The following is a 26,486-nucleotide window of genomic DNA, read 5'->3' as shown; positions in this document are numbered from 1 at the left end:
TGGACTCCGGTGACACCATGGTACCTCTTATCGAGCTACCTCGTTTCGATGTAGCTCGATAAGAGGGGTGTACTCCATGAACGCTCACCGCAAGCAGCTCGTCTCGCTCGCCCACCCCGTCTACTTCTCGCTCCTGGCCACCGTGGCCGCCGGGATCATCAACACCGTCTGGGTCTCCCGGCTCGGCGGCGCCGCCGTGGCCGCGGTGGCCGTGGCGACGAACACCGAGAACGTGCTGCTCGGCGTCTCGCTGGTCTTCGCCTCCGGCACGACGGTGCTGGTCGCGCATGCCAGGGGCGCGCGGGATCCCGGGGCCGTCCGGGCGGCCGTGCGCGGTGGCTGGGCGCTGTGCGCGCTGGTCACGCCCGTGGTGGTGGCGGGCGGGCTGCTGCTGCGCGAGCCGCTGGCCCGGCTGGTGCTGGGCGGGGGCGACGGTACGGCCGTCCCGCTCGCCGTCGCCTACTTCGCGATCTCCCTCCCCGGCATCGCCGTCTTCTTCGCGCAGAACCTCGTCGACGGCATCCTCAAGGGCGCCGGCGACACCCGCACCCCGATGCGCCTCGCCCTGCTCGCCAACGGGCTGATCCTGGTCTGCGACCCGTTCCTGATCCACCTGTACGGCGTGCGGGGCGCCGCCGCCTCGACGGTGCTGTGCCGGTGCGTGGCGCTCGGGGTGGGGCTGCGGGTGCTGCGGCGGAACGCCCTGCTGCGGACGGCGGTCGCCGCGCGGCCCGCCGAGGGGACCGGCGCGGCGCTGCGGCGGACGCTGACGACCGGGCTGCCCATGTCCGCCGACTTCACCGTGCGGCAGGGCGGGGCGCTGGTCCTGGTCGCCGTGGTGGCACGGCTCGGGGTGACGGCGGTGGCCGCGTACGCGATCGCGTACAAGGTCATGTACGTCGCGACGATGGCGTTCTACTCGGTACGGCAGGCCGCCTCGATCCACACCGCGCACACCCGGGGCACGGGCCGGGACGAGCGGCGCGCCATCGGACGGCAGGCGATGCTGGTGTCCGGCACGGTCGGGCTTGCCGCGACCGTCCTGCTCGCCGTCACGGCCCCCTGGATCATGGCCGCCTTCGGCGCCGGTCCCGGCATCGCCCACGCCGGCGTGCTGTTCTTGCGCTGCGTCGGGCCCTACCTGCTGCTGATGGCCGGCTTCATCGCGCTGGGCGGTGTCTTCGAGGGCAGCGGGGGAGCGTCGGCGCTGCTACGGGTGACGCTGCTCGGCACGGCGGTCCAACTCCCGCTGGCGTACGCCCTGTCGGGCCTCGGCCTGCCGGGCATCTGCCTGGCGCTGGCGCTCGCCATGGCCGTGCAGTGCGCGGCGGTGGCCCTGCTGTTCCGCCGCGCCCGGCGTCAGGAGGACGCCGAGGTCTCCCTGGTGCGGGCCGCCTGAGCGGGCAGGGGCGGGACCGGCTCGCGGGAGACCGTCGACTGCCACAGCTCCAGGGCCGCGAGGACGGCGGCGACCACCAGGAGGCCGTTGCGGAGGACCAGGAGGGAGACGCCGAGCAGGTCGCTCGTGACCACGTGCGCGAACCAGATCGGGAACTCCAGGACCGTCACGAAGCAGGCCGCCAGCACCAGCCCGGCCGGCAGGCCCATCCGGCTGCTGCGGAAGCAGACGCAGACGGCCGCCGTGCCGATCAGCCACACCATGTACTGCGGGCTGATCACCCGGCTGGTGGCCGTGAACATCAGCACTCCGGTGAAGGCCGCGTCCGCGAGCGTGCCCGGCAGGAACCGGGTGGCCATCAGCCGCCACAGCAGCAGCCAGCCGAACGCGACCCCGGTCAGGAACAGGGCGGCCGAGCTGACGACGTTCACCCAGGGTCCGAGGAACTCCACCGAGCCGTAGTTGAGCAGCACCTGCCCGTTCCAGCCGAACTGCCGGGCCACATGGAAGACCAGCGAGCCCAGCGACTCCACCTCGGTGCCCCGGTTGCGCTGGAAGGTCAGGAAGGAGAAGGCGCCCGGCATCGACACCGCGAACAGGACCGCGATCGCGCCGACCGTCCCCGCCGCCCACGCCCAGGCGCCCTTCTTGCGGGCCCCGACCAGCAGCAGCACCGGCCACACCTTGAGCATCGCCCCGAAGCCCACGAGCAGGCCCATCACCCGGGGATGCCGGGCCCCGGCGAGCAGCGCGGCCACCGCCACCGCGGTCACCATCACGTCGTACCGGGCGTACACGGTCGGCCCGAGCAGCGGCACGCCCACCACCCACACCCAGGCCCCGCGCAGCGACTTGCCGGGGCGCAGGCCCGCGTACAGGAGCAGTGCGAGGACCGCGAAGTCCGCCACGAAGGCCAGCACGAAGAAGGCCGACGCGTACTGGAGGAAGGGCAGCAGCGCGGGGGAGAGGATCGCGAGGGACGCGGCGGGCGGGTACTGCCAGGTGACGTCGTCCAGCGGGAAGGTGCCGGTGCGCAGCACCTCGTACCAGCCCTGGTAGATCACCGAGACGTCGCTGGTCACGTCCGGGCCCGGGAAGACCCACACCTTGAAGACGAACAGAAGCAGTACGAGCCTGGTCAGGCCCCAGGTCGTCAGCAGTCCCGCGAGAGACCGCCTCGCACCCGCAATGTCCACCTGAGCCCCTGTCCGTGTCGCCCCGCCGTCTTCGGCTTGAGGGGAACATGATGTCCTGCCCACCTGTGTACTTGCCATAAACGTGGCCGAGCGCACTCGCGCGGACGGGCCCGGTAGGGTCGGCGGCGATGCACAAGACCCTGATCGTGACGAACGACTTCCCGCCCCGCCCCGGTGGCATCCAGGCGTTCCTGCACAACATGGCGCTGCGCCTCGACCCCGAGCGGCTCGTCGTCTACGCCTCCACGTGGAAGCGGAGCAAGGAGGGCGTGGAGGCGACCGCCGCCTTCGACGCCGAGCAGCCCTTCACCGTCGTACGCGACCGTACGACGATGCTGCTGCCGACGCCCGCGGCGACGCGTACGGCGGTCGGACTGCTGCGGGAGCACGGCTGTACGTCGGTGTGGTTCGGGGCGGCGGCGCCGCTCGGGCTGATGGCCCCGGCGCTGCGGAAGGCGGGCGCCGAGCGGCTGGTGGCCACCACCCACGGGCACGAGGCGGGGTGGGCCCAGCTGCCCGCCGCGCGGCAGCTGCTGCGGCGGATCGGGGAGTCGACGGACACGATCACCTACCTCGGCGAGTACACGCGCTCGCGGATCGCCACCGCGCTGACTGCTCAAGCCGCTGAGCGGATGGTGCAGCTGCCGCCGGGGGTCGACGAGAAGACCTTCCACCCCGGGTCGGGTGGTGACGCGATCCGCGCGCGGCTGGGGCTGACGGACCGGCCGGTGGTCGTGTGCGTGTCCCGGCTGGTGCCGCGCAAGGGGCAGGACACGCTCATCCTCGCGATGCCGCGCATCCTGGCCGCCGAGCCGGACGCGGTACTGCTGATCGTCGGCGGCGGCCCGTACGAGAAGGAGCTGCGCAGGCTGGCCCACGAGACCGGCGTCGCCGACTCGGTCCGCTTCACCGGCGCCGTGCCCTGGTCCGAGCTGCCCGCGCACTACGGCGCCGGCGACGTCTTCGCCATGCCGTGCCGGACGCGCCGGGGCGGCCTCGACGTCGAGGGGCTCGGCATCGTCTACCTGGAGGCCTCGGCGACCGGACTGCCGGTGGTCGCGGGTGACTCCGGGGGCGCTCCCGACGCCGTACTGGACGGCGAGACGGGCTGGGTGGTGCGCGGCGGCTCCCCGGAGGAGGCCGCCGACCGGATCACCGTCCTGCTCGCCGACGCGGAACTGCGGAGCCGCATGGGGGAGCGGGGACGTGAGTGGGTCGAAGAGAAATGGCGCTGGGACTTGTTGGCAGAAAAGTTGAAGGCGTTGCTATAGCCGGAAGCGCATAATCCGCAGATGCTGCGCACATGACAGCAAAACTGATGCAGCGTCAGCTGAGTAGACGTCAGATCCTGGGCATGGTAGCCCTCCAGACCGCGGCCGCCGCGGGTCTCACCCGCATCGGTCTCCAGTCGGCCCAGGCCGCCGAGGAGGCCGCCGCCGTCGACAACGCCCCCGCCATCGTGATCGGTTCGGGTTACGGCGGTGCCGTCGCCGCCCTCCGGCTCGGTCAGGCCGGCATCCGTACCCTCGTCCTCGAAATGGGCCGGCTCTGGAACACCGCCGGCTCCGACGGCAAGGTCTTCTGCAACACCGCCAACCCGGACCAGCGTTCCATGTGGTTCCGGACGCGCACGGAGGCGCCGCTGGCCACCTTCCTGTGGCTGGACGTCGTCAACAAGGACATCACCGCCTACCCCGGCGTCCTGGACCGCGTGCACTTCGACAACATGTCCGTGTACGTCGGGCGTGGTGTCGGGGGAGGGTCCCTGGTCAACGGGTCCATGGCGGTCACGCCTCTCAAGTCGTACTTCGCCGAGCAGTTCCCCTCCGTCGACGCCGACGAGATGTACGGCACGTACTTCCCGCGCGCCAACTCCATGCTCGGCGTCAACACCGTCGACCCCACCTGGTTCGAGTCGACCGAGTGGTACCAGTTCACCCGCGTCTCCCGGAAGCACGCTCAGAACACCGGCCTGAAGACCACCTTCGTGCCCAGCGTCTACGACTTCGCCTACATGCAGAAGGAGGCGGCCGGCACGGCCACCAAATCCGCGCTCGGGCAGGAGGTCATCTACGGCAACAACTACGGCAAGAAGAGCCTCGACAAGACGTACCTGGCCGCCGCGCTCGGCACCGGCAAGGTCACCATCAACACCCTGGAGAAGGTCAGGTCCATCACCCGTGCGAGCGACGGGAGTTGGCTGCTCACCGCCGACCGCATCGACGTCACCGGCGCGGTCGTCGAGACCAAGCAGTACAGCTGCACGTACCTGTTCCTGGGCGGCGGCAGCCTCGGCACCACCGAACTCCTCGTCCGGGCCCGGGACACGGGTGCGCTGCCCGCGCTGAACTCCAGCGTCGGGGCCGGCTGGGGGACCAACGGCAACACCATGGTGGGCCGCGCCAACTACCTCTGGGACACGACCGGCGCCAACCAGTCGACCATGCCGGTCATGGGCATCGACGACTGGGCCAACACCGACAACCCGGTCTTCGCCGAGATCGCCCCGCTGCCCACGGGTCTGGAGACGTGGGTCAGCCTTTATCTGGCGATCACCAAGAACCCGGAGCGGGCGTCGTTCACGTACGACTCCTCGACGGGTGGGGTGAAGCTCGGCTGGACCGCCGCGCAGAGCGCCGTGTCCGTCGCCATGGCCAAGAAGCTGTTCGACCGGATCAACTCGGCCAACTCGACGATCTACCGCTACGACCTGTTCGGTTCGACCAGCAAGGTCTTCGCCGACGACTTCTGCTACCACCCGCTGGGCGGCTGCGTGCTGGGCAAGGCGACCGACAACTACGGCCGGGTGAAGGGCTATTCGAAGCTCTACGTCACCGACGGCTCGCTGGTGCCGGGCAACATCGGCGTGAACCCGTTCGTCACCATCACCGCGCTCGCGGAACGGACGATGACCCGGGTCCTCGCCGAAGACACCTGACCCGACTCGCCTTCTACTTCTGGTAGATGGCCTCGATCTCGTCCGCGTAGTCCTTCGCCACCACGTTGCGCTTGAGCTTCAGCGAGGGCGTCAGGTGGCCCGACTCCTCCGTGAACTGGGAGGACAGAATGCGGAACTTCCGCACCGATTCCGCTTTCGACACCGCGGCGTTGCCGTCGTCGACCGCGCCCTGGATCGCAGCGATCAGATCCGGGTCATCGCGCAGCGACGCCGCGGTCACACCCTCGGGCTTGCCGTGCTCGGCGGCCCAACGGCCCAGGAACTCCTCGTCGATGGTGACCAGCGCGCCCACGAACGGCCGCCCGTCGCCCACCACCATGCACTCCGCGACCAGCGCGTGCGCGCGGATACGGTCCTCGATCACGGCCGGGGCGACGTTCTTGCCGCCCGCGGTGACGATGATCTCCTTCTTGCGACCGGTGATCCTGAGGTAGCCGTCCTCGTCGAGGGTGCCGATGTCACCGGTGTGGAACCAGCCGTCGGTGAGCGCCTCGGCCGTCGCGGCCTCGTTGTTCCAGTAGCCCTTGAACAGGTGCTCGCCGTGCAGCAGCACCTCGCCGTCGTCCGCGATCCGGATCACCGAGCCCGGCAGCGGCTGCCCGACCGTGCCGATCTTCGTACGGTCCCAGGGGTTGAAGGCGGTGGCCGCGCAGGACTCGGTCAGGCCGTAGCCCTCCAGGACCGTGAACCCGATGCCGCGGAAGAAGTGGCCGAGCCGCTCGCCCAGCGGGGCACCGCCGGAGATGGCGTACTCGCCCCGGCCGCCCAGCACCGCGCGCAGCTTGCTGTAGACCAGCTTGTCGAAGGTCTTGTACTTGATCTTCAGACCGAGCGAGGGGCCGGACGGGGTGTCCAGGGCCTGGCTGTACGCGATCGCGGTGTCGGCCGCCTTGTCGAAGATCTTGCCCTTGCCGTCCGCCTGCGCCTTGGCACGCGCCGAGTTGTAGACCTTCTCGAAGACGCGCGGGACGCCCAGGATCAGCGTCGGCCGGAAGGAGGCCAGCTCGTCGGTGAGGTTCTTGATGTCCGGGACCATGCCCAGCTTGATCGGCGCCATCATCGGCGCGATCTGCACCAGCCGGCCGAAGACGTGGGCCAGCGGCAGGAACAGCAGCACGGAGCAGTCGCCGGTGCGGAACAGCGGACGCAGGCGCTCGACGATGTTGCCGCACTCGGCGAAGAAGGCGCGGTGGGTCAGCACACAGCCCTTGGGGCGGCCGGTCGTGCCGGACGTGTAGACGATCGTCGCCGGGTCGTCCGCCCGCGCCAGCGAGCTGCGGTCCTCGACCATCGCGTCGGTGACGTCCTTGCCGAGGCGCCCGAGCTCCTCGATCGCGCCGGCGTCGATCTGCCAGACGTGCTTCAGCGCCGGCAGGTGGTCGCGTACGGCCTCGACGGCGGCGACGTGGTTGTCCAGCTCCACGACGATCGCGGTGGCCCCGGAGTCGCTCAGGATCCACTGCACCTGCTCCGGCGAGCTGGTCTCGTACACCGGCACGGTCACCGCGCCCGCGCTCCAGATCGCGAAGTCGAGGAGCGTCCACTCGTAGCGGGTGCGGGACATCAGGCCGACCCGGTCGCCGGGCTGTACGCCGGAGGCGATGAGACCCTTGGCGGCCGCGTGCACCTCGGCCAGGAAGGCCGTCGCCGACACGTCCTGCCACTCGCCGCCCACCTTGCGGGCGATGACGGCGACGTCCGGATGCTGCGCGGCGTTTCTGCGGACGATGTCGGTCAGGTTGCCGTCCGCAGGGACCTCGTACAAAGCCGGAAGGCTGAACTCGCGCAAGACTGCTGCTCCTAATAAGGCGCCGGCGCCACGACGTTGTGTGATGCGACGGTGGGTCCAAGGCTCGGGCAGGTACTCAGGTGATCCTTTGTTGAAATCCTGAGCACGACTGGACTGCCCGGACGTTACCCGCCGGTATGGCTTCTTCGACAGGGGGTCCCGGCGAGATGTTCGCTGCGTCACACGGATTGCTGTTCCTTTGCGTACGGTAGTCCACCCGCTAACTGACTGGCCAGTAACCGCAGGTCCCGCCGCCACTGTTCACGTATGCCGCACACGCTTACCCTTGATCGCCATGGCATCCACACCAGCCGGAAACCGCAGGACGCGTGTGCACGTGGTCAGCGACGTGCACGGCAACGCCCGTGACCTGGCCCGCGCCGGCGAGGGCGCCGATGCCCTGATATGTCTCGGTGACCTGGTGCTCTTCCTCGACTACGCCGACCACTCGCGCGGCATCTTCCCCGACCTGTTCGGGGCGGAGAACGCCGACCGCCTCGTCGAGCTGCGCACCGCCCGTCGTTTCGAGGAGGCGCGGGAGTTCGGGGCCCGGCTGTGGGCCGGCATCGGCGCGGACCGGGCGGCGGCGATCGAGAAGGCGGTGCGCAGGCAGTACGCCGAGATGTTCGCCGCCTTTCCGACACCGACGTACGCCACGTACGGCAATGTCGATATGCCGCCTCTCTGGCCGGAGTACGCCGGACCGGGCACCACCGTGCTCGACGGCGAGCGGGTCGAGATCGGAGGCCGGACCTTCGGCTTCGTCGGCGGGGGCCTGCGCACGCCCATGCGCACGCCGTACGAGATCAGCGACGAGGAGTACGCGGCGAAGATCGAGGCGGTCGGCGAGGTGGACGTGCTCTGCACGCACATCCCGCCGGAGGTCCCGGAGCTGGTCTACGACACGGTGGCCCGCCGCTTCGAGCGGGGCAGCGCCGCCCTGCTGTCCGCGATCCACCGCACCCGCCCCCGGTACGCCCTGTTCGGCCACGTCCACCAGCCACTGGTCCGCCGGATGCGGATCGGCACGACCGAGTGCGTGAACGTGGGGCACTTCGCGGGGTCCGGGAAGCCGTGGGCTCTTGAATGGTGAGTGAACGCAGGTGGGGGTGAAGTCGGGTGGTCACGTGCGCGGTAGCCTTCACGCTGCACACACGTGCGCAGGACGACCTCATTACCGGCCCGCATCTGGAGGAGCCACGGCGATGGCGGAACACACCAGCTCGAGCATCACGATCGAGGCGGCACCGGCCGACGTCATGGGGGTGATCGCCGACTTCGCCCGGTATCCGGACTGGACCGGCGAGGTGAAGGAGGCGGAGGTCCTCTCCACCGACGCGCAGGGGCGGGCCGAGCAGGTGCGGCTCGTCATGGACGCGGGGGCGATCAAGGACGACCAGGTGCTGGGGTACACCTGGACCGGGGAGAACGAGGTCTCCTGGACGCTGGTGAAGTCCCAGATGCTGCGGTCGCTGGACGGGGCGTACATCCTGAAGGCCGCCGGGGACGGGGCGACCGAGGTCGTCTACCAGCTGACCGTGGACGTCAAGATCCCGATGCTGGGGATGATCAAGCGGAAGGCCGAGAAGGTCATCATCGACCGGGCGCTGGCGGGTCTTAAGAAGCGGGTGGAGTCGGGGGAGAAGTAGGCTCGTTCTTGGGTGCGGGTGCGTTGTGGCTGGTCGCGCCCCGCGGCGCAGCCGCTGATGTAACAGCCCCGCGCCCCTTAGGGCGTCTCCGTTACCGTTGCCCATCATGCGCACCATCCTGATCACCGGGTCTGGCGGAGTCGGTCGTACGACTGTTGCTGCCGCTACGGCCCTTGCGGCTGCCCGTGAGGGGACCCGCACCCTCGTTCTCAGCGCCGACCGTGCCGACAGCCTCGGTGTGGTCCTCGGCACGACGACCGGCCCGGCGCCCGTCTCCGTCGCCCCGAACCTCACGGCATGGCGGCCTGACGCCGCCGCCGGTTTCCGGGACGATCTCACTGCCTTCCAGGAGCGTGCCGCCAACGTTCTCGACCTTCTCGGCGCCTCCCGGCTCGACGCCGAAGAGGTCACCCCGCTCCCCGGGGCCGAGGAGCTCACCATCCTCCGGGCCCTTCGCGACGCCGTGCTGTCGGAGCGGTTCGAGTTGCTGGTCGTCGATCTGCCGGCCATTCCGCAGGCCCTCGCGCTGCTCTCCCTCCCCGAGGAACTCCGCCGGTACCTTCGGCGGCTGCTGCCCGCCGAGCGGCAGGCCGCGCGGGCGTTGCGGCCCATCCTCGGGCGGCTGGCCGGGGTGCCCATGCCGTCCGAGTGGTTGTACGAGACCGCCGCTCGGTGGGACACGGAGCTGGCGGCCGTGGAGGCGGTGCTCGCCGATCGGGACACCGTCCTGCGACTGGTCGCCGAGCCCGGGCCCGCCGGTGCCGATGCCGTGCGTGAGGCCGCGCTCGCCCTGGCCCTGCGGGGGCTGCAGCCCGACGTTCTCGTCGCGAGCCGGGTCGTGTCCGAGGAGTGGCCCGGCGGTCTCGTCGCCCAGCAGCGCAAGGTGCTGGAGGAGTGGCGGGAGTCGTACGACGTACGGACCGTTCCGCATCTCGGCCATGACCCGCGTGGCACCGACGACCTCGCCGCGCTACCCGTTCCCGGCGTCAACGACACGACCTCCACCGTCGAGTGGCCCGTCGTCGACCGGATCGGCGAGGACGGGGTACTCGTGTGGCACATCCCGCTTCCCGGGGCGATACGCGACGACCTGGACCTCGTCCGGCGCGGTGACGAACTCGTCGTCACGGCGGGGCGGTTCCGTCGGATCGTGGCGCTGCCGTCGGCGCTGCGGCGGTGCACCGTCGCCGGGGCCTCGCTGCGCGAGGGCGAGCTGCGGATCCGGTTCGCGCCGGACCCGGATCTCTGGCCGGAGAGGCAGTGAACGACGTACGCCCATTCGGGTAACGTCGTAGGGACGAACCGTAGTCAGGAGTCCGTCATGAGCGAAGAGCTCCCCCCGTCGGATGCCGGTGCGAAGGATGCCGTCGACGAGGTGCGGGCCACCGACGCCGACGCCTGGGCGACGGCGGTCGCCGAGGACCTCGCCGCGGAGAAGGCCCGCCGCCGTGCCGAGTACGGCCAGCCGCCGGTCTCGGCCGCCGAGGAACTGCGCAAGCTGGTCGACGCCGTCTCGGAGAAGCTGTCGTCGATCCAGTCGCCGCTGTTCGGCGCGGTCGCCGGGCCCGCCGCCCAGCAGGTGGTGAAGCAGGTCGTCCAGCAGGCCAAGGCCGCCGTCGAGCCCGTCATCGAGCGCAACCCGGATGTCTTCGATCACCTGGCGGCCGCGGGCGGTGAGCTCCTGGCCGCCTACCGCTCCGCGGTCCAGGCCCAGGAACAGCGCTGGACGCGGCCGACCGACCTGCACAAGGACCTGGACGAGAACAACCGGGACGACGGCGAGGGCACGGGGCCCGGGCAGCGCATCGACCTGGACTGACGGGTCCCTCTCGGGCCCGCCTGCCCGGCGGGTGGACGACGAGTCCCTGACCGCAGGGCCTCGGGTACGGTTGGCCGTAGCGGGGCTCGACCGAAACTGAGGGATTCATGGGACTCACCATCGGCGTCGACATCGGCGGCACCAAGATCGCGGCCGGTGTGGTCGACGAGGAAGGCAACATCCTCTCGACCCACAAGGTGCCGACCCCGGGCACGCCCGAGGGCATCGTGGACGCCATCGCCGCTGCGGTGGACGGCGCACGCGCCGGGCACGAGATCGTCGGCGTGGGTATCGGTGCCGCCGGCTACGTCAACCGCCAGCGCTCGGAGGTCTACTTCGCGCCCAACATCCACTGGCGCAACGAGCCGCTGAAGCAGAAGGTCGAGGCCCGCGTCGGCCTCCCGGTCGTCGTGGAGAACGACGCCAACGCGGCCGCGTGGGGCGAGTACAAGTTCGGCGCAGGCAAGGGCCACCGCAACGTCATCTGCATCACCCTCGGCACCGGCCTCGGCGGCGGCATCATCATCGGCAACAAGCTGCGCCGTGGACACTTCGGAGTGGCGGCCGAGTTCGGGCACATCCGGATGGTCCCGGACGGACTGCTGTGCGGCTGCGGCTCACAGGGGTGCTGGGAGCAGTACGCCTCCGGACGCGCCCTGGTGAGGTACGCCAAGCAGCGCGCCAACGCGACCCCCGAGAACGCCGAGATCCTGCTCGGCCTCGGTGACGGCAGCCCCGAGGGCATCGAGGGCAAGCACATCTCCATGGCCGCCCGCCAGGGCGACCCGGTGGCCGTCGACTCCTACCGCGAACTGGCCCGCTGGGCCGGCGCCGGCCTGGCCGACCTGGCCTCCCTCTTCGACCCCTCGGCCTTCATCGTCGGCGGCGGCCTCTCCGACGAGGGCGAACTGGTCCTGGACCCCATCCGCAAGTCCTACAAACGCTGGCTGGTGGGCGGCAACTGGCGCCCGGTGGCCGAGGTCATCGCGGCCCAACTGGGCAACGAGGCGGGCCTGGTGGGAGCGGCCGACCTGGCAAGAGAACCCGACCCGATCATGTAATCAGGCGCCAGGGAAATGTCTTTCAGGGGCGCGGGGCTGTGACATCAGCGGCTCCGCCGCGGGGCGCGACAAGCCACGACGAACCGGCACTCGCGCACGCTCCCCGCGCCCCTCCCCCTTGGGCGTACATTGATCCACATGGCAGTCGTCAAAGTCCTGAGCTACAACATCCGCTCGATGCGCGACGACACCGCCGCGCTGGCCCGCGTCATCACCGCCTGCGACCCGGATCTAGTCCTCGTCCAAGAAGCCCCACGCTTCTTCCGCTGGCGCAAGAAACTCGCAAGGCTCGCGTCGGCCTCGGACCAGGTCATCCTCACCGGCGGAGGAACCGCGGCCGGCCCCGCCATCCTCTGCAACCTCCGCGTCACGGTCGAACGCACCGAGGACGTCCTCCTCCCCCTCACCCCCGGCCGGCACCGCCGCGGCTTCGCGACCGCGGTCGTCCGCATCGCCGACGCCCGCCTCGGCGTCCTGAGCTGCCACCTGAGCCTCGACAACGACGAGCGCCACGACCAGGCAGGCCTGCTCCTCGACCGCCTCGCCGGCATGGGCGTGGACCACGCCGTCGCGGGCGGCGACCTCAACGACCGCCCTGAAGGCCGTACTTTCCGCCGCCTGGCCGAGAACCTACAGGACTGCCGGGCCGTCAAGCCCCGGGGCGGCGAGCACACCTGGACCCGCGACGAGCCACACCGCCGTATCGACGCGATCTTCGCCACCAAGGGCGTCGAAGTACTCGGCTGCGGTGTCCCCACCGACCTCCCCGGCGTCACCGACACGGACCTGAGGGCGGCCACGGACCATCTCCCGGTCCTGGCCACCCTCGGCATCCCCGCCGCCTAGGGGCGTTCCTTCACCCGGTCCACCACCGCCCAGCTGTCGAGATACGAGAGCTGGGTGTACGTCTTCATGGCGGCGCCGTCCCCCGAGGTCCGCTGGTCGCGGAAGCCGAGGAACTCGTACGTCACCGGGTCGAAGATGAAGTACCCGCCGAAGCTCCGCGAGCCCTTCGGGAGTGTCGGGTCGACGTACGTGATCGCCACCCCGGTACGCCCCTTCGCGTCCTTCTGGTCCGGCACGACCTTCACCCCCGGGACCATGCCGAGCGCCTCGTAGGCCGCGGGCCGCAGCCCCTCCGGCATCACCGGGACCAGCTTCAGCAGCCCGGCGAGGCTGAAGTGGATCTGCGACCAGTCCTCGTCGCTCAGGTCGTCGAGGGAGGTGGTGTGGCCGCCGTACTCGTTCTTGAGCGAAAGGATCAGCTGCTTCGGGTCGGTCGGCAGCTTCCGCAACGTGCCCCAGTCCTGCGGCGGCCACACGCTCTCGCCCTTCTTCAGCGGCGGCGACCACCAACCGTGCCCGATCTCCATGATCCAGGACCGCTGGGAGCCGTCCACGGAACGCCAGTTCTCGTCGACATAGCTCTTCGTGACCCCGGTCTTCTGGTTCGTCTCCTTGATGATCTCCTTGGTGTAGATGAACTGGTCGTCCCGCGGGCTCGCCGTCCGCGCGTGCGCACGCTCGTACGCGGCGGCCCCCTTGAGTACCGTCTGCGCGCTCACGTTCCGCATGGCGGGCGCGCTGGTGGCCGGCGGTTTCGCCGTGCGGTGCGTGGTGGTGCCGTCGTCATGGCGTACGGCGACCAGCACACCGGCCGCGACCGCGGCGGCGAGCCCGGCCGTCAGGGCGATGCGCAGGACGGGGCGGCGGGGCCGTACCCGCGCGGCGGGCCCGTCGATCGCCGCGAGCAGCCGGGCCCGGGCCCGCTGCCTGGTCGCGTCGTCGAGCGGGGGAGCCCCCGTGTCGAAGTCCCTCAGTTCACGCAGTTCGTCGATGTCACGCATGGGCGTCTGCCTCTCGGAAAGCCGTCGGATCGCTTCCGCCCAGTGCTTCGCGCAGTCTGCTGCGAGCCCGGTGCAGCCGCGATCTGACGGTGCCGACCGGCACGCCGAGCGCCTCGGCGGCCTCCTCGTAGTCGAGGCCGGCCCAGGCCACCAGCAGGACGACGTCGCGCTGCCGGGCGGACAACCCGCTCAGCGCGGCCGCCAGTTCCCGGCGCACCCCCGTGGCACCGGCCCTGGCGACCGCGCGCTCCGCGACCGGCTCCTCGTGCTCCACCGGCTCCGGCAGCCGGGACAGCGCCTTGAAGCGGCGTGCCTCGGCCCGGCGGTGCCGGCCCACGAGGTTGGTCGCGATGCCGAACAGCCACGGGCGGGCGTCGGCACGCGTGAGGTCGTACGTATGGCGTCGCTGGAAGGCGGTGACGAAGGTCTCCGCCATCAGATCCTCCGCCGTCTCCGGACCCAGCCGCCGGGCCGCATAGCGGTGCACGGCGTCGGCATGCCGGTCGAAGAGCGCGGCGAACCGCTCGGGCTCGTCCCGGGACCGTGCGATCACCCGGGCGTCGCTGTCCTCGCGATCCTCGTCGCGGGTGCCGGTGCCCGGTGGTCCGACGGTCATCGGGGCTCCTTTCGTTCCTCTGAACGCCTCGAAGGCTTGGGCTTGTTGAGCTCGTTCACCTGTCCTTCGCCGTTCGGCGCGATCGAGTTCCCTTTTCGGGGCGGAGACGCCCGAGGGCCCGTCCGGAGTGTCTCCGGACGGGCCCTCGGCCCAAGAAGTGCGCGTCAGACGACGGCGCCGCGGCCCGGGTCGTCGTCCTCCTCGTCGTCCGTGCGCATCCGCATCACCAGCGTCGCGAACCCGCCCAGGAAGCCGCCGATGCCGACCGTGGCCAGCCACCAGGTCATGTCCCAGCCGAACAGCACGGCGAGCAGCAGCAGGATCGGACCGCCGACCACGCCCAGCCAGGCGAACTTCGCGGTGGTGTCGGCGGCGGGCAGCGGAGGCGGCTCCGGCGGTACGAAGTGGCCCTCGTCGTCCTCTTCGAAGTCGTCCTCGGACGGCTCGGGCGACGTGTAGTCGCGCGGGCCGACGCCGGGTGCGAAGGAGACCGAGCCGCCCAGGGGCTTGGCCGGCTTCTCCTCCCCCTTCGTCTCCGTCGGCTCCTTCTTCTCCTTCGGCGTCTCGGTCCCGGAGCCGTCGTTCGTCTCCGGTTCGAGCAGCGCGAGGTCCTCGATCGACTTGAAGGGCTTGGTGCCCGGCGGGTCCTTCGGTTCCTCGCCGTACCCGGCGACGATCGCGGCCCATGCGGCGTCCTCGTCGAAGGGGACGCCTTGCTCTTCCGGTTCGCGGTCCTCGCGATCCGAACCGTGCTCAGCCACCAGCGGCCGTCCCTTCCTTGCCGACACCGGTTGCGAGCCGGCCGATGAACGCGAGGCTCTCCTCGAAGATCCGGTCCGCGTCATGGTCCAACGTCGCGACGTGGTAGCTCTGTTCCAGCAGGATCTCGCGCACGTCCCGGGACGAGACCCGGCCCAGGATGCGCGCCGAGTCGGCGGGCGGGACCACATGGTCCTGCGGGCTGTGCAGAAGCAGCAGCGGCTGGGTGACCTGCGGCAGCTCGCGGTCGACCAGCTGGAAGAACTTCCGCAGCGAGTGGGCCGCGTGCAACGGCACCCGGTCGTACCCCAGCTCCGCGCTGCCCTCCTTCGCGATGTCGCTGGCGATGCCCGGCGTCGTCCGGACGAGATGCCGGGCCACCGGAAGGGCGTACGCGGCGAGGCCGTGCACCTTGTTCGCCGGGTTGACGACCATGACGCCGGAGACCGCGTCCCCGTGCTTGGCGGCGAGCCGCAGGGCCAGCGCGCCGCCCATCGACAGCCCGGCCACGAACACCTGCGAGCAGCGCTCGGTGAGGGCGCGCAGCTCGCGGTCCACCTCCGCGTACCAGTCCTGCCAACCGGTGAGCTGCATGTCCTCCCAGCGGGTGCCGTGCCCGGGCAGCAGGGGCAGCGCGACCGTGAAGCCGCGCTCGGCGAGGTACTCCGCCCAGGGGCGCAGGGACTGGGGCGAACCGGTGAAGCCGTGGCAGAGGAGGACGCCGACCTCGCCGCCCTCGTGGCGGAACGGCTCGGCTCCAGGGAGGACCGGCACCATCGGTCTCCTGTTCATGAGAGTGGGTGTTCATGAGAGTGACGTGAGTCCAGGTGTGCTTCACCGTACGCGACGGCACTGACACCGACCAGGGCCGTCGGCGCCTTTGACGGCGGGCCGGGTTAAGGTCTGACCGACGGAAACAGGAGGCACACGGGTGTTGTACGGCACGATGAAGGTCGCCATCGGCGGACCGCTGAAGGTCGCCTTCCGACCCTGGGTGGAGGGCCTGGAGAACATTCCGGCCGAGGGGGCCGCGATCCTGGCGAGCAACCACCTTTCCTTCTCCGACTCGTTCTTCCTGCCCGCGGTCCTCGACCGCAAGGTGACCTTCATCGCGAAGGCGGAGTACTTCACCACGCCCGGCGTGAAGGGCCGCCTCACGGCCGCCTTCTTCAAGGGCGCGGGGCAGCTCCCGGTGGACCGCTCGGGCGCGCGCGGCGCCGGCGAGGCGGCCGTCAAGGCCGGCATCGAGGTCCTGGAGCGCGGTGAGCTGTTCGGGATCTACCCGGAGGGCACCCGCTCGCCCGACGGCCGCCTCTACCGCGGCAAGCCCGGCGGCCTCGCGCGCGTGGCGCTGGCCACCGGCGCGCCCGTCATCCCGGTCGCCATGATCGACACGGAGAAGATCCAGCCGCCGGGCAAGGTCATGCCCAAGCTGATGCGCCCGGGCATCCGCATCGGCAAGCCCCTGGACTTCACCCGCTACCAGGGCATGGAGCACGACCGCTTCGTCCTGCGCGCGGTCACCGACGAGGTCATGTACGAGATCATGAAGCTCTCCGGCCAGGAGTACGTCGACATGTACGCGACCGCCGCCAAGCGGCAGATCGCGGACGCGGCGAAGGCCGACAAGGAGCAGGCCAGGGAACTGGCCAGGGAACAGGCCAAGAAGGAGAAGTCCGGGGCCTAGGCTGGCGGTCGGTGCGGTCTATGGGGTGGGGGACGTGGCCAGACGTGAGCGGGTCATGAGGATGTCGGTCGAGCAGCCGCTGTGGCGTGCCCTGACCGGGTACCGGGTGCTCACCATGCTGTACGCGGTCGGCCTGTTCGCCACCGCCTACGACGAGTTCGACCACGCGGGCATCGCCGTCGCGTACTACTGCGTCCTGTTCGTCTGGACGCTCGCCACCCTGCCCCGGGTCCAGAACGCGGCCGCCTGCACCAAGCGCTTCCTCGCCGTCGACCTCGCCATCGCCCTCACCGGCATCCTGCTGACCCCGCTGGCCGCCAACGACGAGCACATCCACAGCGGCGGCCCCACCCTGCCGTCGATATGGACCGCCGGCTCGGTCCTCGCGTACGCCATCAAGGGTGGCTGGCGCTGGGCCGCCTTCGCCTCCACGCCGGTCGCCGCCGCCAACCTCATCGAGCGCGGCGCCCCGGCCCGCGACACCGTCCACAACGTGATCCTGGTCTGGGTCGCCTCCATCGCCATCGGTTACGTCGTCGAGGTCGCCCGCGCCTCCGAGCGCACCCTCGCCCGCGCCCTGGAGATCGAGGCCGCGACCAGGGAGCGGGAGCGGCTCGCCCGGGACATCCACGACGGCGTGCTTCAGGTGCTGGCCATGGTGCAGCGGCGCGGTGCGGTCATCGGCGGCGAGGCGGGCGAGCTGGGCCGGATGGCCGGGGAGCAGGAGGTCGCCCTGCGCACCCTGGTCTCCGGCGGCCTGGTCCCCGTGTCCCGGGCTTCGGAGAACGCGGCCGAGGGCGCGGTCGTAAGGGTCGTCGACGAGCCCTCCTACGACGAGGACGCCCCGGTCGACCTGCGCGCCCTGCTCGCCCCGTACGCCGCCGCGAAGGTCAGCTTCGCCGAGCCCGGCGCCCCGGTGCTGCTGCCCGCGCCCGCCGCGAAGGAGCTGGCCGCGGCCGTCGGCGCCGCCCTGGACAACGTGCACAAGCACGCAGGCGAGGACGCGCGCGCGTGGATCCTCGTCGAGGACGAGCCCGGCGAGGTCGTGGTGACCGTCCGGGACGACGGACCCGGCATCCCCGAGGGGCGGCTCGCGCAGGCCGAGGGGGAGGGGCGGCTCGGCGTCGCCCTGTCGATCCGGGGCCGGCTGCGCGAGCTGGGCGGCAGCGCCGAGCTGATCTCGATTCCCGGGCAGGGCACGGAGGTCGAGCTGAAGGTGCCCAAGGACGCGGAAGACGTGAAGGTGAGGAACCGATGAGCGAGCAGCAGGGCCCGATCAAGGTCATGGTGGTCGACGACCACCCGATGTGGCGCGACGCCGTCGCCCGCGACCTGACCGCGTCCGGCTTCGACGTGGTGGCCACCGCGGGCGACGGCGACCAGGCCGTGCGCCGCGCCAAGGCCGCCGGGCCCGACGTGCTCGTCCTCGACCTCAACCTGCCGCTGAAGCCCGGCGTCCAGGTCTGCAAGGAACTCGTCGGCCACAACCCGGCGTTGCGGGTCCTGGTCCTCTCCGCGAGCGGCGAGCACGCCGACGTGCTGGAGGCCGTGAAGTCGGGCGCGACCGGCTACCTGCTGAAGTCGGCGTCCACCGAGGAACTCCTGGACGCGGTGCGCCGTACCGCCGTCGGCGACCCGGTGTTCACGCCGGGCCTGGCCGGACTGGTCCTCGGCGAGTACCGCCGCCTCGCCTCCGACCCCGCGCCCTCCTCGGACCCCGACGAGCCGAAGGCCCCGCAGCTCACCGACCGGGAGACCGAGGTGCTGCGGCTGGTCGCCAAGGGGCTGAGCTACAAGCAGATCGCCGAGCGCCTGGTCATCTCGCACCGCACGGTCCAGAACCACGTCCAGAACACCCTCGGCAAGCTCCAGCTGCACAACAGGGTCGAGCTGGTGAGGTACGCGATAGAGCGCGGGCTTGACGACGAGTAAACCAACATCCCGCTGATTCACCGGAATTGCCCTTCCCGCCCATCCCTCTGTGACCTGGATCACCATTAGCGTGGCTGTATCCAGGCAACCGCGGCGAAGGGACATTTCCATGCGGGTCGGAGTACTGACCGGAGGCGGCGACTGCCCCGGGCTCAACGCCGTCATCCGGGGCATCGTCCGCAAGGGCGTGCAGGAGTACGGCTACGACTTCGTCGGCTTCCGGGACGGCTGGCGCGGACCCCTCGAAGGCGACACCGTCCGCCTCGACATCCCCGCCGTGCGCGGCATCCTGCCCCGCGGCGGCACCATCCTCGGCTCCTCGCGCACCAACCCCCTCAAGCAGGAGAACGGCATCCGCCGGATCAAGGAGAACCTCGCCAAGCTGGAGGTCGAGGCGCTCATCGCGATCGGCGGCGAGGACACCCTGGGTGTCGCGGCCCGCCTCACCGACGAGTACGGCGTCCCCGTCGTCGGCGTACCCAAGACCATCGACAACGACCTCTCCGCCACCGACTACACCTTCGGCTTCGACACCGCGGTCGGCATCGCCACCGAGGCCATCGACCGCCTGCACACCACCGCCGAGTCGCACATGCGCGTCCTGGTCTGCGAGGTGATGGGCCGGCACGCCGGCTGGATCGCCATCCACTCCGGGCTGGCCGGCGGCGCCAACGTCATCCTCATCCCCGAGCAGCGCTTCGACGTCGACCAGGTGTGCGCCTGGATCACCTCCCGCTTCAAGGCCTCGTACGCCCCGATCGTGGTCGTCGCCGAGGGCGCCATGCCCAAGGACGGCGACATGGTGCTCAAGGACGAGTCGCTCGACTCCTTCGGGCACGTCCGCCTCTCCGGCGTCGGCGAGTGGCTGGCCAAGGAGATCGAGAAGCGCACGGGCAAGGAGGCCCGGACGACCGTCCTCGGGCACATCCAGCGCGGCGGCACACCGAGCGCCTTCGACCGCTGGCTGGCCACCCGCTTCGGCCTGCACGCCATCGAGGCCGTCCGCGACGGCGACTTCGGCAAGATGGTCGCCCTGCGCGGCACCGACATCGTCCGCGTCCCGATCGCGGAGGCCACGGCGAAGCTGAAGACGGTCGACCCGAAGCTGTACGAGGAGGTCGGGGTCTTCTTCGGCTGACCCGAATCCGACCCCGACAGGCGCCTAGACGGTCGTGTTCCGCAGCTGACCGATCAGCTCCCGCACGACCGTGGCGCCGTCCAGCGTCAGGATCGACTCCGGGTGGAACTGCACGCCGGCGAACCCGGGGCCGCGTACGGCATGCACCTCGCCATTGTCGGCCCGGCTCAACTCGACGCCGTGGGCGGCGAGTTCACTGAGCGCCTCGTCGTCGCAGCGCGCCACGAAGCTGTTGTAGAAGCCGACGGTCTCGGCCTGTCCGAACAGGTCGATCGTCGTCTGCGCGCCCTGGTACGGGACTTCCTTCCGTACGATCTCCAGGCCCAGCTCGGCCGCGATCAGCTCGTGGCCCAGGCAGACGCCCAGCACACCGTGCCGGTGACCGCGGATCACCTCGGCGGTCAGCTCCCGCAGGAACCGCATCTTCGGGTCGTCCAGGTCGGACGGGTCACCGGGACCGGGGCCGAGCACCAGCGGCCCCTCATGGGCGAGAACAGCCTCCTTCAGGCCCGGCTCGTCATAGCGCCGCACGGTCACCTCAAGACCGCCCGACCGCAGCACATGCGCGAGCATCGCCGTGAAGGTGTCCTCCGCGTCGACGACCAGGGCGTGTCCGGCGAGTTCCGCGGACCGCTCCTGCATCCGCAGCCAGAACGGCGCGAGCGAGGCCCGGCGCCCGTCCAGCGCGGCACGCACGCGTGGGTCGTCGGCGAGACGTACGCGCGCGTGCCGCTCACGCGGGCGGGACGGCCGTACACCCAGAGCCGCCAGTACGCCCGCGGCCTTCGCGTGCGTCTCGGCGACCTCGCTCGCCGGGTCGGAGCCGCGGACCAGGGTGGCGCCCACCGGGACCCGAAGGCGGCCGTCGGCGTCGATGTCGGCGGTGCGGATCAGGATGGGGGAGTCGAGGGTCTGGGCGCCGCCGGAGTCCCGGCCGAGCAGCGCGAGCGCGCCGGCGTAGTAGCCACGTCCGCCGGTCTCGTGCCGCTCGATGACCCGGCAGGCGTTCTGCACGGGGGAGCCCGTGACGGTGGCCGCGAACATGGTCTCCTTGAGGACCTCGCGGACATCCAGTGACGACTTGCCGCGCAACTCGTACTCCGTGTGCGCGAGATGGGCCATCTCCTTCAGGCGCGGGCCGACCACGACCCCGCCCATGTCGCCGACCGTGCACATCATCTTGAGCTCCTCGTCGACGACCATCGACAGCTCCTCGATCTCCTTGCCGTCGGCGAGGAAGCCGAGCAGGTGCTCGGGACTGGGGCCTTCGGCGGGGTAGCGGTACGTCCCGCTGATCGGGTTCATGACGACGGTCCCGCCGGACATCCGCACGTGCACCTCGGGACTGGCGCCGACGAGCGTCCGGTCGCCGGTGTGCACGACGAAGGTCCAGTACGCGCCCCGCTCGCCCTCGAGGAGCCGCCGGAACAGGGCGAGGGCGTCGGCGCGTCCGAAGCCCGGAATCTCACCCTCGTACGTCCGCCGGATCACGAAGTTGGCACCCTCGCCGCGGCCGATCTCCTCGTGCAGGACGCGGCCGACGATCCCGGCGTACTCCTCGTCGGCGACGTCGAAGGTGCCGTTCTCGACGCGGACGTCGTGGGCGGGGAGCTGGGCGAGCGCCTCGGCCAGTGGAATGTGACATAGCACTGTAGGGGTGAGGGCCAGCAACGGCGTCCCGTCGTCCCGCACGTCGAAGCCCCGCTCGCGGATCTGCCGGAAGGGGACGAGCGCGAGCCCTTCGTCGGGCAGGTCGGCGAGCCGCTCGTAGGCGCGCACCGGCCCGAGGAACACCTCCACGGTGTCCTCGTCATGACCGGGCGTGCGGCGGCGGAGCAGGGCGAAAGGGCGGTCGTCGTCCAGCAGCTGTGTCAGGTCCATGGTTCCTCTGCCTGGTGAGGGAGGAACGACCCCGGAAACACCGAAGGCCGCCCCTCGGGCGGCCTTCGCGAAGTCTTGCGTACGCGCAGTCAGTGGGCCGCCGGATGAGCGGTCCACCACCAGTTCTGGGTCGAGTGCGCGAACATGCGCCGCACACTACCCCATGTCCGTACCGCGTACCCCGTGTCTCATTTGCTGGGCATGGCGCTGGAGCCAGGACACGACCCCGTAATGTTGTGGCGTGACCGTGAACGCTAAGACCAGCGCCAGCGCTGGCAACACCTGGCGAGACCTGCCCGCGGCGCAGCAGCCCGAGTACCCCGACACCGAGGCTCTGCGCGCAGTCGTTGCGGACCTCGAGTCGTATCCGCCGCTCGTCTTCGCGGGCGAGTGCGACCAGCTGCGCGCCCGGATGGCGGCCGTCGCCAAGGGAGAGGCGTTCCTCCTCCAGGGCGGCGACTGCGCCGAGGCCTTCGACGCGGTGTCGGCCGACCACATCCGCAACAAGCTCAAGACCCTGCTCCAGATGGGCGCCGTGCTGACGTACGCCGCGTCCGTGCCGGTCGTGAAGGTCGGCCGGATCGCCGGCCAGTACTCCAAGCCGCGCTCCAAGGGCACCGAGACCCGCGACGGCGTGACCCTGCCGACGTACCGCGGTGACTCGGTGAACGGCTTCGCCTTCGACGAGAAGTCCCGCATCCCGGACCCCGAGCGCCTGAAGCGGATGTACAACGCCTCCGCCTCCACGCTCAACCTGGTGCGCGCCTTCACCACCGGCGGCTACGCCGACCTGCGCCAGGTGCACGCCTGGAACCAGGACTTCGTGAAGTCGTCCCCGTCGGGCCAGCGCTACGAGCAGCTCGCGCGGGAGATCGACAACGCGCTGAACTTCATGCGGGCCTGCGGCACCGACCCGGAGGAGTTCAAGACCGTCGAGTTCTACTCCTCGCACGAGGCGCTGCTGCTCGACTACGAGGCGGCGCTCACCCGCGTCGACTCGCGCACCGGTCAGCTCTACGACGTCTCCGGGCACATGGTGTGGATCGGTGAGCGCACCCGGCAGCTGGACGGCGCGCACATCGAGTTCGCCTCGCGGATCCGTAACCCGATCGGCATCAAGCTCGGCCCGACCACCACGGCCGAGGACGCGCTCCAGTACATCGAGCGCCTCGACCCCGACCGGGAGCCCGGCCGGCTGACCTTCATCGTCCGCATGGGCGCCGACAAGGTCCGCGACAGGCTGCCCGAGCTGGTCGAGAAGGTCACCGCCTCCGGCGCGACCGTGGCCTGGGTGACCGACCCGATGCACGGCAACACCTTCGAGGCGGCCTCCGGTCACAAGACCCGCCGCTTCGACGACGTGCTCGACGAGGTCAAGGGCTTCTTCGAGGTCCACAAGGGCCTCGGCACCCACCCGGGCGGCATCCACGTCGAGCTCACCGGTGACGACGTCACCGAGTGCGTGGGCGGCGGCGACGAGATCTTCGTCGACGACCTGCACCAGCGCTACGAGACGGCCTGCGACCCCCGCCTGAACCGCAGCCAGTCGCTCGACCTGGCGTTCCTGGTGGCGGAGATGTACAGGGACCAGTGACGGGAGCACCTGTTACCGGCATATGAGTGGGGCGCGGATCACATACGATCCGCGCCCCACTCCACTTTTGCGGCCACTGCACGGCGGGTAAGGTTAGGTTAGCCTCACCGATCAACGGGGATGGCGCCACGATCCCGCCGGGAGGTGAACCGCGTGTTCGTCTGCAGCTGCTTCGGCATCACGGAGCAACAGGTCAAGAAGCACGCGGAGGACGGTGCCTGCACCCCCGCCAGATAGCCTCCGCCTGCAAGGCGGGCACGGACTGCGGTTCGTGCGTACGTCGCATTCAGGCGCTGCTCGGCAGGGGTGCGTGTCCGCGTCGGGAGCTGGCCGATCAGGGCCAGCCGGTGCTCTCCGAGATCGCGGACCTCGAGGAAGCCGCCTAGCTCTCTCAGCTCTCCGGCTGCTCGATCAGCTGTGCGATGTAGAGCGCCTCGCCGAGCTTCTCGACCAGTTCCAGCTGGGTGTCGAGGTAGTCGATGTGGTGCTCCTCGTCCTCGAGGATCGACTCGAAGATGTTCGCGGAAGTGACGTCGCCCTTCTCGCGCATCACCTTGATGCCCCGCTTGAGCCGGTCGATCGCCTCGACCTCGATCTGCCGGTCCGCCTCGAACATCTCCTTGACCGTCTGCCCCACGCGCACGTGGAAGAGGCGCTGGTAGTTCGGCAGCCCCTCCAGGAAGAGGATCCGGTCGGTGAGCACCTCGGCGTGCTTCATCTCGTCGAACGACTCGTGACGGGTGTACTTCGCGAGCTTCGTCCAACCGAAGTTCTCCTGCATCTTGGCGTGCAGGAAGTACTGGTTGATCGCGGTCAGCTCGCCGGTGAGCTGCTCGTTGAGGAATTCGATGACCTCGGGGTCGCCCTGCATCGCAGAGGCTCCTTCCGACCGTGGGAACTGGCAGGTTGCGCCGCATGATTGCACTGGCGACGAAGATCGTCCAGTAAGTCTTCACTTAGTAAGTAAGTCCATGCTTAGTCGCGATTGCCCGCCTTTGGGTGGTCGCGGTCGGATGCACCCTTCCCGGTCTGTCAGGATGGAGTCATGGGTCAGCCGGCGGAGCGCGAATCGGGAGAGCGCGATTCAGGAGAAGCGGGTCAGCCCGAGCTTCCGCCGGGACAGCGCCTCCAGCGCGGCTGGCCGGTGACCCACTACGGGCCGGTCCCCAAGTTCCGTTCCGAGCGCTGGGAGTTCAGGGTCTTCGGCGCCACCGCGGACGGCGAGAAGCACTGCTGGAACCACGAGGAGTTCACGGCCCTGCCGTACACCGGCGTCGTCGCCGACCTGCACTGCGTCACGAAGTTCAGCATGCTGGGCGCCGAATGGGGCGGCATTCAGGCCCGTACGATCCTGGAGTCCGCGCCGCCCGCGCCCACCGTCACCCATGTGATGGTGTGGGCCGAGTACGGCTTCAGTTCGAATCTCCGGCTGGCGGACTTCGCGTCCGAACGGACCATTTTCGCCACCCACAAGGACGGCGAGCTGCTGACCGCGGAACACGGCTTCCCGCTCCGGCTCGTCGTCCCGCACCTGTACGCCTGGAAGGGCCCCAAGTGGGTCCGCGGCGTGGAGTACATGACCGCCGACCGCCGCGGCTTCTGGGAGGAGCGCGGCTACCACAACGTCGGCGACCCCTGGAAGGAGCAGCGCTACTCCTACCAGGAAGAGCCCGGGGACGGCCCCGAGCTCTGACTCCCGGCGTCCTTCGCGCACGTCAGTGGTACTGGTGCACCACCGCGTGCCCCTTGCCCCGCCCGATCATCCACTTGTTGACGGGCGTGGTGACCAGGAAGGCGAGCACCAGCGAGATCGCCAGCGAGCCCCAGAACAGCAGGTCGGCGAGGCCGGCGTCCATCGCGTCCGGCCACAGCACGATCACGCCGTTGTCGATCAGCTCCATCACGGCGATCGACAGGGTGTCCGCGGCCAGCGCCACCCGGAACGCGGCGCGGAAGCCGAGGCCCGCCTTCAGCACCCCGCGCAGGGTGAGCGAGTAGCCGAAGAAGAACGCGAGCACGATCGCCAGGATCGTCGTCGACAGGTTCCCCCAGCCCAGCGCGGTGCCGATCACCATGCCCAGCACCTCGCCGATGGCGCATCCGGTGAGGCAGTGCAGGGTGGCCTGGGCGGCCATGGCCCAGGTGGCGGCGGCCGGGTGGTGGTGCGCGTGGGTCTCGTGCTCGTGTGCGTGTGCCTCGTGCTGCATGGGTGCCCCCAACGTCGGACAACGGTTCCTGCACCTGACAGGAACCGTATACCCCCCAGGGGTATTCCGCGAGGCTCGTACGACTACGAGTCCCGGAGCTTCTTCAGCCGCTCCACGTCCGCCGCATGCCCTTCCTTGCCGCCGGGCGTCTCGATGACCAGCGGTACGCCCTCGGTCGCGGGGTGGGTCATCAGCGCCCGGAACGGGTCCTCGCCGATGTGGCCCGAGCCGATGTTCTCGTGCCGGTCCTTGTGCGCGCCGACCACGTCCTTGGAGTCGTTGGCGTGGATCAGCTTCAGCCGGCCCTCGCCGACGGTGTCCACCAGCAGGTCGAGCGTCTGGTGCATACCGCTCGGGCCGGTCAGGTCGTGCCCCGCGGCGAAGATGTGGCAGGTGTCCAGACAGACGCCCAGCTTCGGATGGGCGTCCAGCGCCTCGAAGTACGGCCCGAAGTCCCAGGTCCGGGAACAGAGCGAGGCACCTTGCCCGGCGGTCGACTCCAGGAGCAGGAAGGGGTCGTCGTCGTGCGTCAGCTCGTCCAGCAGCGGCAGCATGTGCTCGCGCACCTGCTTCAGCGCCACGGACCGCTCCCGCCCGCCCGTCGCACTGCCGGTGTGCACCACCACACCCAGCGCCCCGATCTCCCGCCCGCGCCGCAGCGAGTGCCGCAGCGACTCCACCGACTTCTCGACGGTGGCCTCGGTGTGCGAACCGAAGTTGATCAGATACGGCGCATGGACGTACGCCGGGATCGACCCGTCCGCGCAGGCCGCGCGGAACTCCTCGTCCTGACGCGGGTTCCCGACGGGCGTGGCCCAGCCGCGCGGGTTGGCGACGAAGACCTGCACGGTCTCGGCCTTCAGCTCACGGGCGTAGGCGAGGCCGACCGAGTTCAGGCCACCGGCCACGGGGACATGACCGCCGACGGGGTTGCGGGACTGCTGCTTCTTCAC

General features: G+C 70.3%; 26 protein-coding genes and 1 pseudogene. 16 read left to right on the top strand and 11 right to left on the bottom strand.

What is annotated here, in order from left to right:
* Positions 1-76 precede the first annotated feature (76 nt).
* Positions 77-1,399 carry an MATE family efflux transporter gene (locus tag ACQEWB_RS13245; protein ID WP_432830398.1) on the top strand — a complete coding sequence of 441 codons (1,323 nt, stop codon included), beginning with the start codon at positions 77-79 and terminating at the stop codon, positions 1,397-1,399.
* Here ACQEWB_RS13245 and ACQEWB_RS13240 read toward each other — a convergent pair.
* Positions 1,360-2,595: a glycosyltransferase 87 family protein gene (locus ACQEWB_RS13240; protein WP_432830396.1), complete on the bottom strand. Its 1,236-nt coding sequence runs from the start codon at positions 2,593-2,595 to the stop codon at positions 1,360-1,362. The two genes, ACQEWB_RS13245 and ACQEWB_RS13240, sit on opposite strands and share 40 nt — an antisense overlap.
* Before the next feature lie 128 nt (positions 2,596-2,723).
* Here ACQEWB_RS13240 and ACQEWB_RS13235 point away from each other — a divergent pair, with 128 nt between their 5' ends.
* A complete protein-coding gene (locus ACQEWB_RS13235; RefSeq protein WP_432830394.1) occupies positions 2,724-3,866 on the top strand; it encodes a glycosyltransferase family 4 protein in 1,143 nt (380 codons plus the stop codon).
* Between the two features lie 32 nt (positions 3,867-3,898).
* The gene (locus tag ACQEWB_RS13230; protein ID WP_432830392.1) at positions 3,899-5,533 is read left to right on the top strand and encodes a GMC oxidoreductase; all 1,635 of its coding nucleotides are present in this window, start codon (positions 3,899-3,901) and stop codon (positions 5,531-5,533) included.
* A gap of 13 nt (positions 5,534-5,546) precedes the next feature.
* Here ACQEWB_RS13230 and ACQEWB_RS13225 read toward each other — a convergent pair whose 3' ends face one another.
* A complete protein-coding gene (locus tag ACQEWB_RS13225) occupies positions 5,547-7,343 on the bottom strand; it encodes an AMP-dependent synthetase/ligase (protein WP_432830390.1) in 1,797 nt (598 codons plus the stop codon).
* A gap of 295 nt (positions 7,344-7,638) precedes the next feature.
* Here ACQEWB_RS13225 and ACQEWB_RS13220 point away from each other — a divergent pair, with 295 nt between their 5' ends.
* From ACQEWB_RS13220 to ACQEWB_RS13195, 6 genes are all read left to right on the top strand, one after another.
* Positions 7,639-8,436 carry a metallophosphoesterase family protein gene (locus ACQEWB_RS13220; protein WP_432830388.1) on the top strand — a complete coding sequence of 266 codons (798 nt, stop codon included), beginning with the start codon at positions 7,639-7,641 and terminating at the stop codon, positions 8,434-8,436.
* 112 nt (positions 8,437-8,548) lie between these two features.
* Complete coding sequence (locus ACQEWB_RS13215; protein WP_432830386.1) at positions 8,549-8,992, top strand: SRPBCC family protein; 444 nt, start codon at positions 8,549-8,551, stop codon at positions 8,990-8,992.
* Between the two features lie 106 nt (positions 8,993-9,098).
* Positions 9,099-10,256: an ArsA family ATPase gene (locus ACQEWB_RS13210; RefSeq protein WP_432830384.1), complete on the top strand. Its 1,158-nt coding sequence runs from the start codon at positions 9,099-9,101 to the stop codon at positions 10,254-10,256.
* Between the two features lie 57 nt (positions 10,257-10,313).
* Positions 10,314-10,811, top strand: a complete 498-nt coding sequence (locus ACQEWB_RS13205; RefSeq protein ID WP_432830382.1) for a DUF5304 domain-containing protein — start codon at positions 10,314-10,316, stop codon at positions 10,809-10,811.
* Positions 10,812-10,918: 107 nt separating this feature from the next.
* Entirely contained in the window at positions 10,919-11,872 is a 954-nt protein-coding gene (locus ACQEWB_RS13200; protein WP_432830380.1) for an ROK family glucokinase, read from the top strand.
* Positions 11,873-12,010: 138 nt separating this feature from the next.
* Positions 12,011-12,718 carry an endonuclease/exonuclease/phosphatase family protein gene (locus ACQEWB_RS13195; protein WP_432830378.1) on the top strand — a complete coding sequence of 236 codons (708 nt, stop codon included), beginning with the start codon at positions 12,011-12,013 and terminating at the stop codon, positions 12,716-12,718.
* Here ACQEWB_RS13195 and ACQEWB_RS13190 read toward each other — a convergent pair.
* The 4 genes from ACQEWB_RS13190 to ACQEWB_RS13175 all read right to left on the bottom strand — a co-directional run bounded on the left by ACQEWB_RS13190 (position 12,715) and on the right by ACQEWB_RS13175 (position 15,868).
* Entirely contained in the window at positions 12,715-13,719 is a 1,005-nt protein-coding gene (locus tag ACQEWB_RS13190; protein WP_432830376.1) for a CU044_5270 family protein, read from the bottom strand. The genes ACQEWB_RS13195 and ACQEWB_RS13190 overlap by 4 nt on opposite strands.
* The gene (locus ACQEWB_RS13185; protein WP_432830374.1) at positions 13,712-14,335 is read right to left on the bottom strand and encodes an RNA polymerase sigma factor; all 624 of its coding nucleotides are present in this window, start codon (positions 14,333-14,335) and stop codon (positions 13,712-13,714) included. Before ACQEWB_RS13185 ends, ACQEWB_RS13190 begins: the two co-directional genes overlap by 8 nt.
* Positions 14,336-14,499: 164 nt before the next feature.
* Complete coding sequence (locus tag ACQEWB_RS13180) at positions 14,500-15,096, bottom strand: hypothetical protein (protein WP_432830372.1); 597 nt, start codon at positions 15,094-15,096, stop codon at positions 14,500-14,502.
* Entirely contained in the window at positions 15,089-15,868 is a 780-nt protein-coding gene (locus ACQEWB_RS13175; RefSeq protein WP_432843789.1) for an alpha/beta hydrolase, read from the bottom strand. The genes ACQEWB_RS13180 and ACQEWB_RS13175 overlap by 8 nt, the downstream gene beginning before the upstream one ends.
* A 160-nt stretch (positions 15,869-16,028) precedes the next feature.
* On the opposite strand from ACQEWB_RS13175, the gene ACQEWB_RS13170 reads away from it, so the two are divergent.
* The 4 genes from ACQEWB_RS13170 (at position 16,029) to ACQEWB_RS13155 (ending at position 19,851) form a co-directional block, all read left to right on the top strand.
* Complete coding sequence (locus tag ACQEWB_RS13170; protein ID WP_432843787.1) at positions 16,029-16,781, top strand: lysophospholipid acyltransferase family protein; 753 nt, start codon at positions 16,029-16,031, stop codon at positions 16,779-16,781.
* 34 nt (positions 16,782-16,815) lie between these two features.
* Complete coding sequence (macS, locus tag ACQEWB_RS13165; RefSeq protein ID WP_432830370.1) at positions 16,816-18,039, top strand: MacS family sensor histidine kinase; 1,224 nt, start codon at positions 16,816-16,818, stop codon at positions 18,037-18,039.
* Positions 18,036-18,713, top strand: a complete 678-nt coding sequence (locus ACQEWB_RS13160; protein WP_432830368.1) for a response regulator — start codon at positions 18,036-18,038, stop codon at positions 18,711-18,713. The genes macS and ACQEWB_RS13160 overlap by 4 nt, the downstream gene beginning before the upstream one ends.
* 109 nt (positions 18,714-18,822) lie before the next feature.
* A complete protein-coding gene (locus ACQEWB_RS13155; RefSeq protein ID WP_432830366.1) occupies positions 18,823-19,851 on the top strand; it encodes a 6-phosphofructokinase in 1,029 nt (342 codons plus the stop codon).
* A 24-nt stretch (positions 19,852-19,875) separates the two neighbouring features.
* Here the strand turns inward: ACQEWB_RS13155 and ACQEWB_RS13150 are convergent, their stop codons facing one another.
* Together ACQEWB_RS13150 and ACQEWB_RS13145 are read right to left on the bottom strand one after the other, a co-directional pair.
* Positions 19,876-21,732, bottom strand: coding sequence for an anthranilate synthase family protein (locus ACQEWB_RS13150; RefSeq protein ID WP_432830364.1), 1,857 nt, complete (start codon positions 21,730-21,732; stop codon positions 19,876-19,878).
* Positions 21,733-21,821: 89 nt separating this feature from the next.
* Complete coding sequence (locus ACQEWB_RS13145) at positions 21,822-21,878, bottom strand: trp operon leader peptide (RefSeq protein WP_071528813.1); 57 nt, start codon at positions 21,876-21,878, stop codon at positions 21,822-21,824.
* Positions 21,879-21,973: 95 nt separating this feature from the next.
* On the opposite strand from ACQEWB_RS13145, the gene ACQEWB_RS13140 reads away from it, so the two are divergent.
* Together ACQEWB_RS13140 and ACQEWB_RS13135 are read left to right on the top strand one after the other, a co-directional pair.
* Complete coding sequence (locus ACQEWB_RS13140; protein ID WP_432830362.1) at positions 21,974-23,326, top strand: class II 3-deoxy-7-phosphoheptulonate synthase; 1,353 nt, start codon at positions 21,974-21,976, stop codon at positions 23,324-23,326.
* 120 nt (positions 23,327-23,446) lie between these two features.
* Positions 23,447-23,712, top strand: a pseudogene (locus ACQEWB_RS13135) ((2Fe-2S)-binding protein).
* Positions 23,713-23,717: 5 nt separating this feature from the next.
* On the opposite strand, the gene bfr reads toward ACQEWB_RS13135, so the two are convergent.
* Positions 23,718-24,197 (bottom strand): bacterioferritin, encoded by a 480-nt coding sequence (bfr, locus tag ACQEWB_RS13130; RefSeq protein ID WP_242760906.1) that lies wholly within the window; start codon positions 24,195-24,197, stop codon positions 23,718-23,720.
* Between the two features lie 174 nt (positions 24,198-24,371).
* On the opposite strand from bfr, the gene ACQEWB_RS13125 reads away from it, so the two are divergent.
* A complete protein-coding gene (locus tag ACQEWB_RS13125; RefSeq protein ID WP_432830360.1) occupies positions 24,372-25,019 on the top strand; it encodes a sulfite oxidase-like oxidoreductase in 648 nt (215 codons plus the stop codon).
* Between the two features lie 22 nt (positions 25,020-25,041).
* Here ACQEWB_RS13125 and ACQEWB_RS13120 read toward each other — a convergent pair whose 3' ends face one another.
* Positions 25,042-25,533: a DUF4396 domain-containing protein gene (locus ACQEWB_RS13120; RefSeq protein ID WP_432830358.1), complete on the bottom strand. Its 492-nt coding sequence runs from the start codon at positions 25,531-25,533 to the stop codon at positions 25,042-25,044.
* Between the two features lie 83 nt (positions 25,534-25,616).
* The gene (locus tag ACQEWB_RS13115; protein WP_432830356.1) at positions 25,617-26,486 is read right to left on the bottom strand and encodes a deoxyribonuclease IV; all 870 of its coding nucleotides are present in this window, start codon (positions 26,484-26,486) and stop codon (positions 25,617-25,619) included.

Source organism: Streptomyces sp. CA-249302 (assembly GCF_050936785.1).
GTDB lineage: Bacteria > Actinomycetota > Actinomycetes > Streptomycetales > Streptomycetaceae > Streptomyces.
This window is presented reverse-complemented; position numbering and strand designations above follow the sequence as displayed.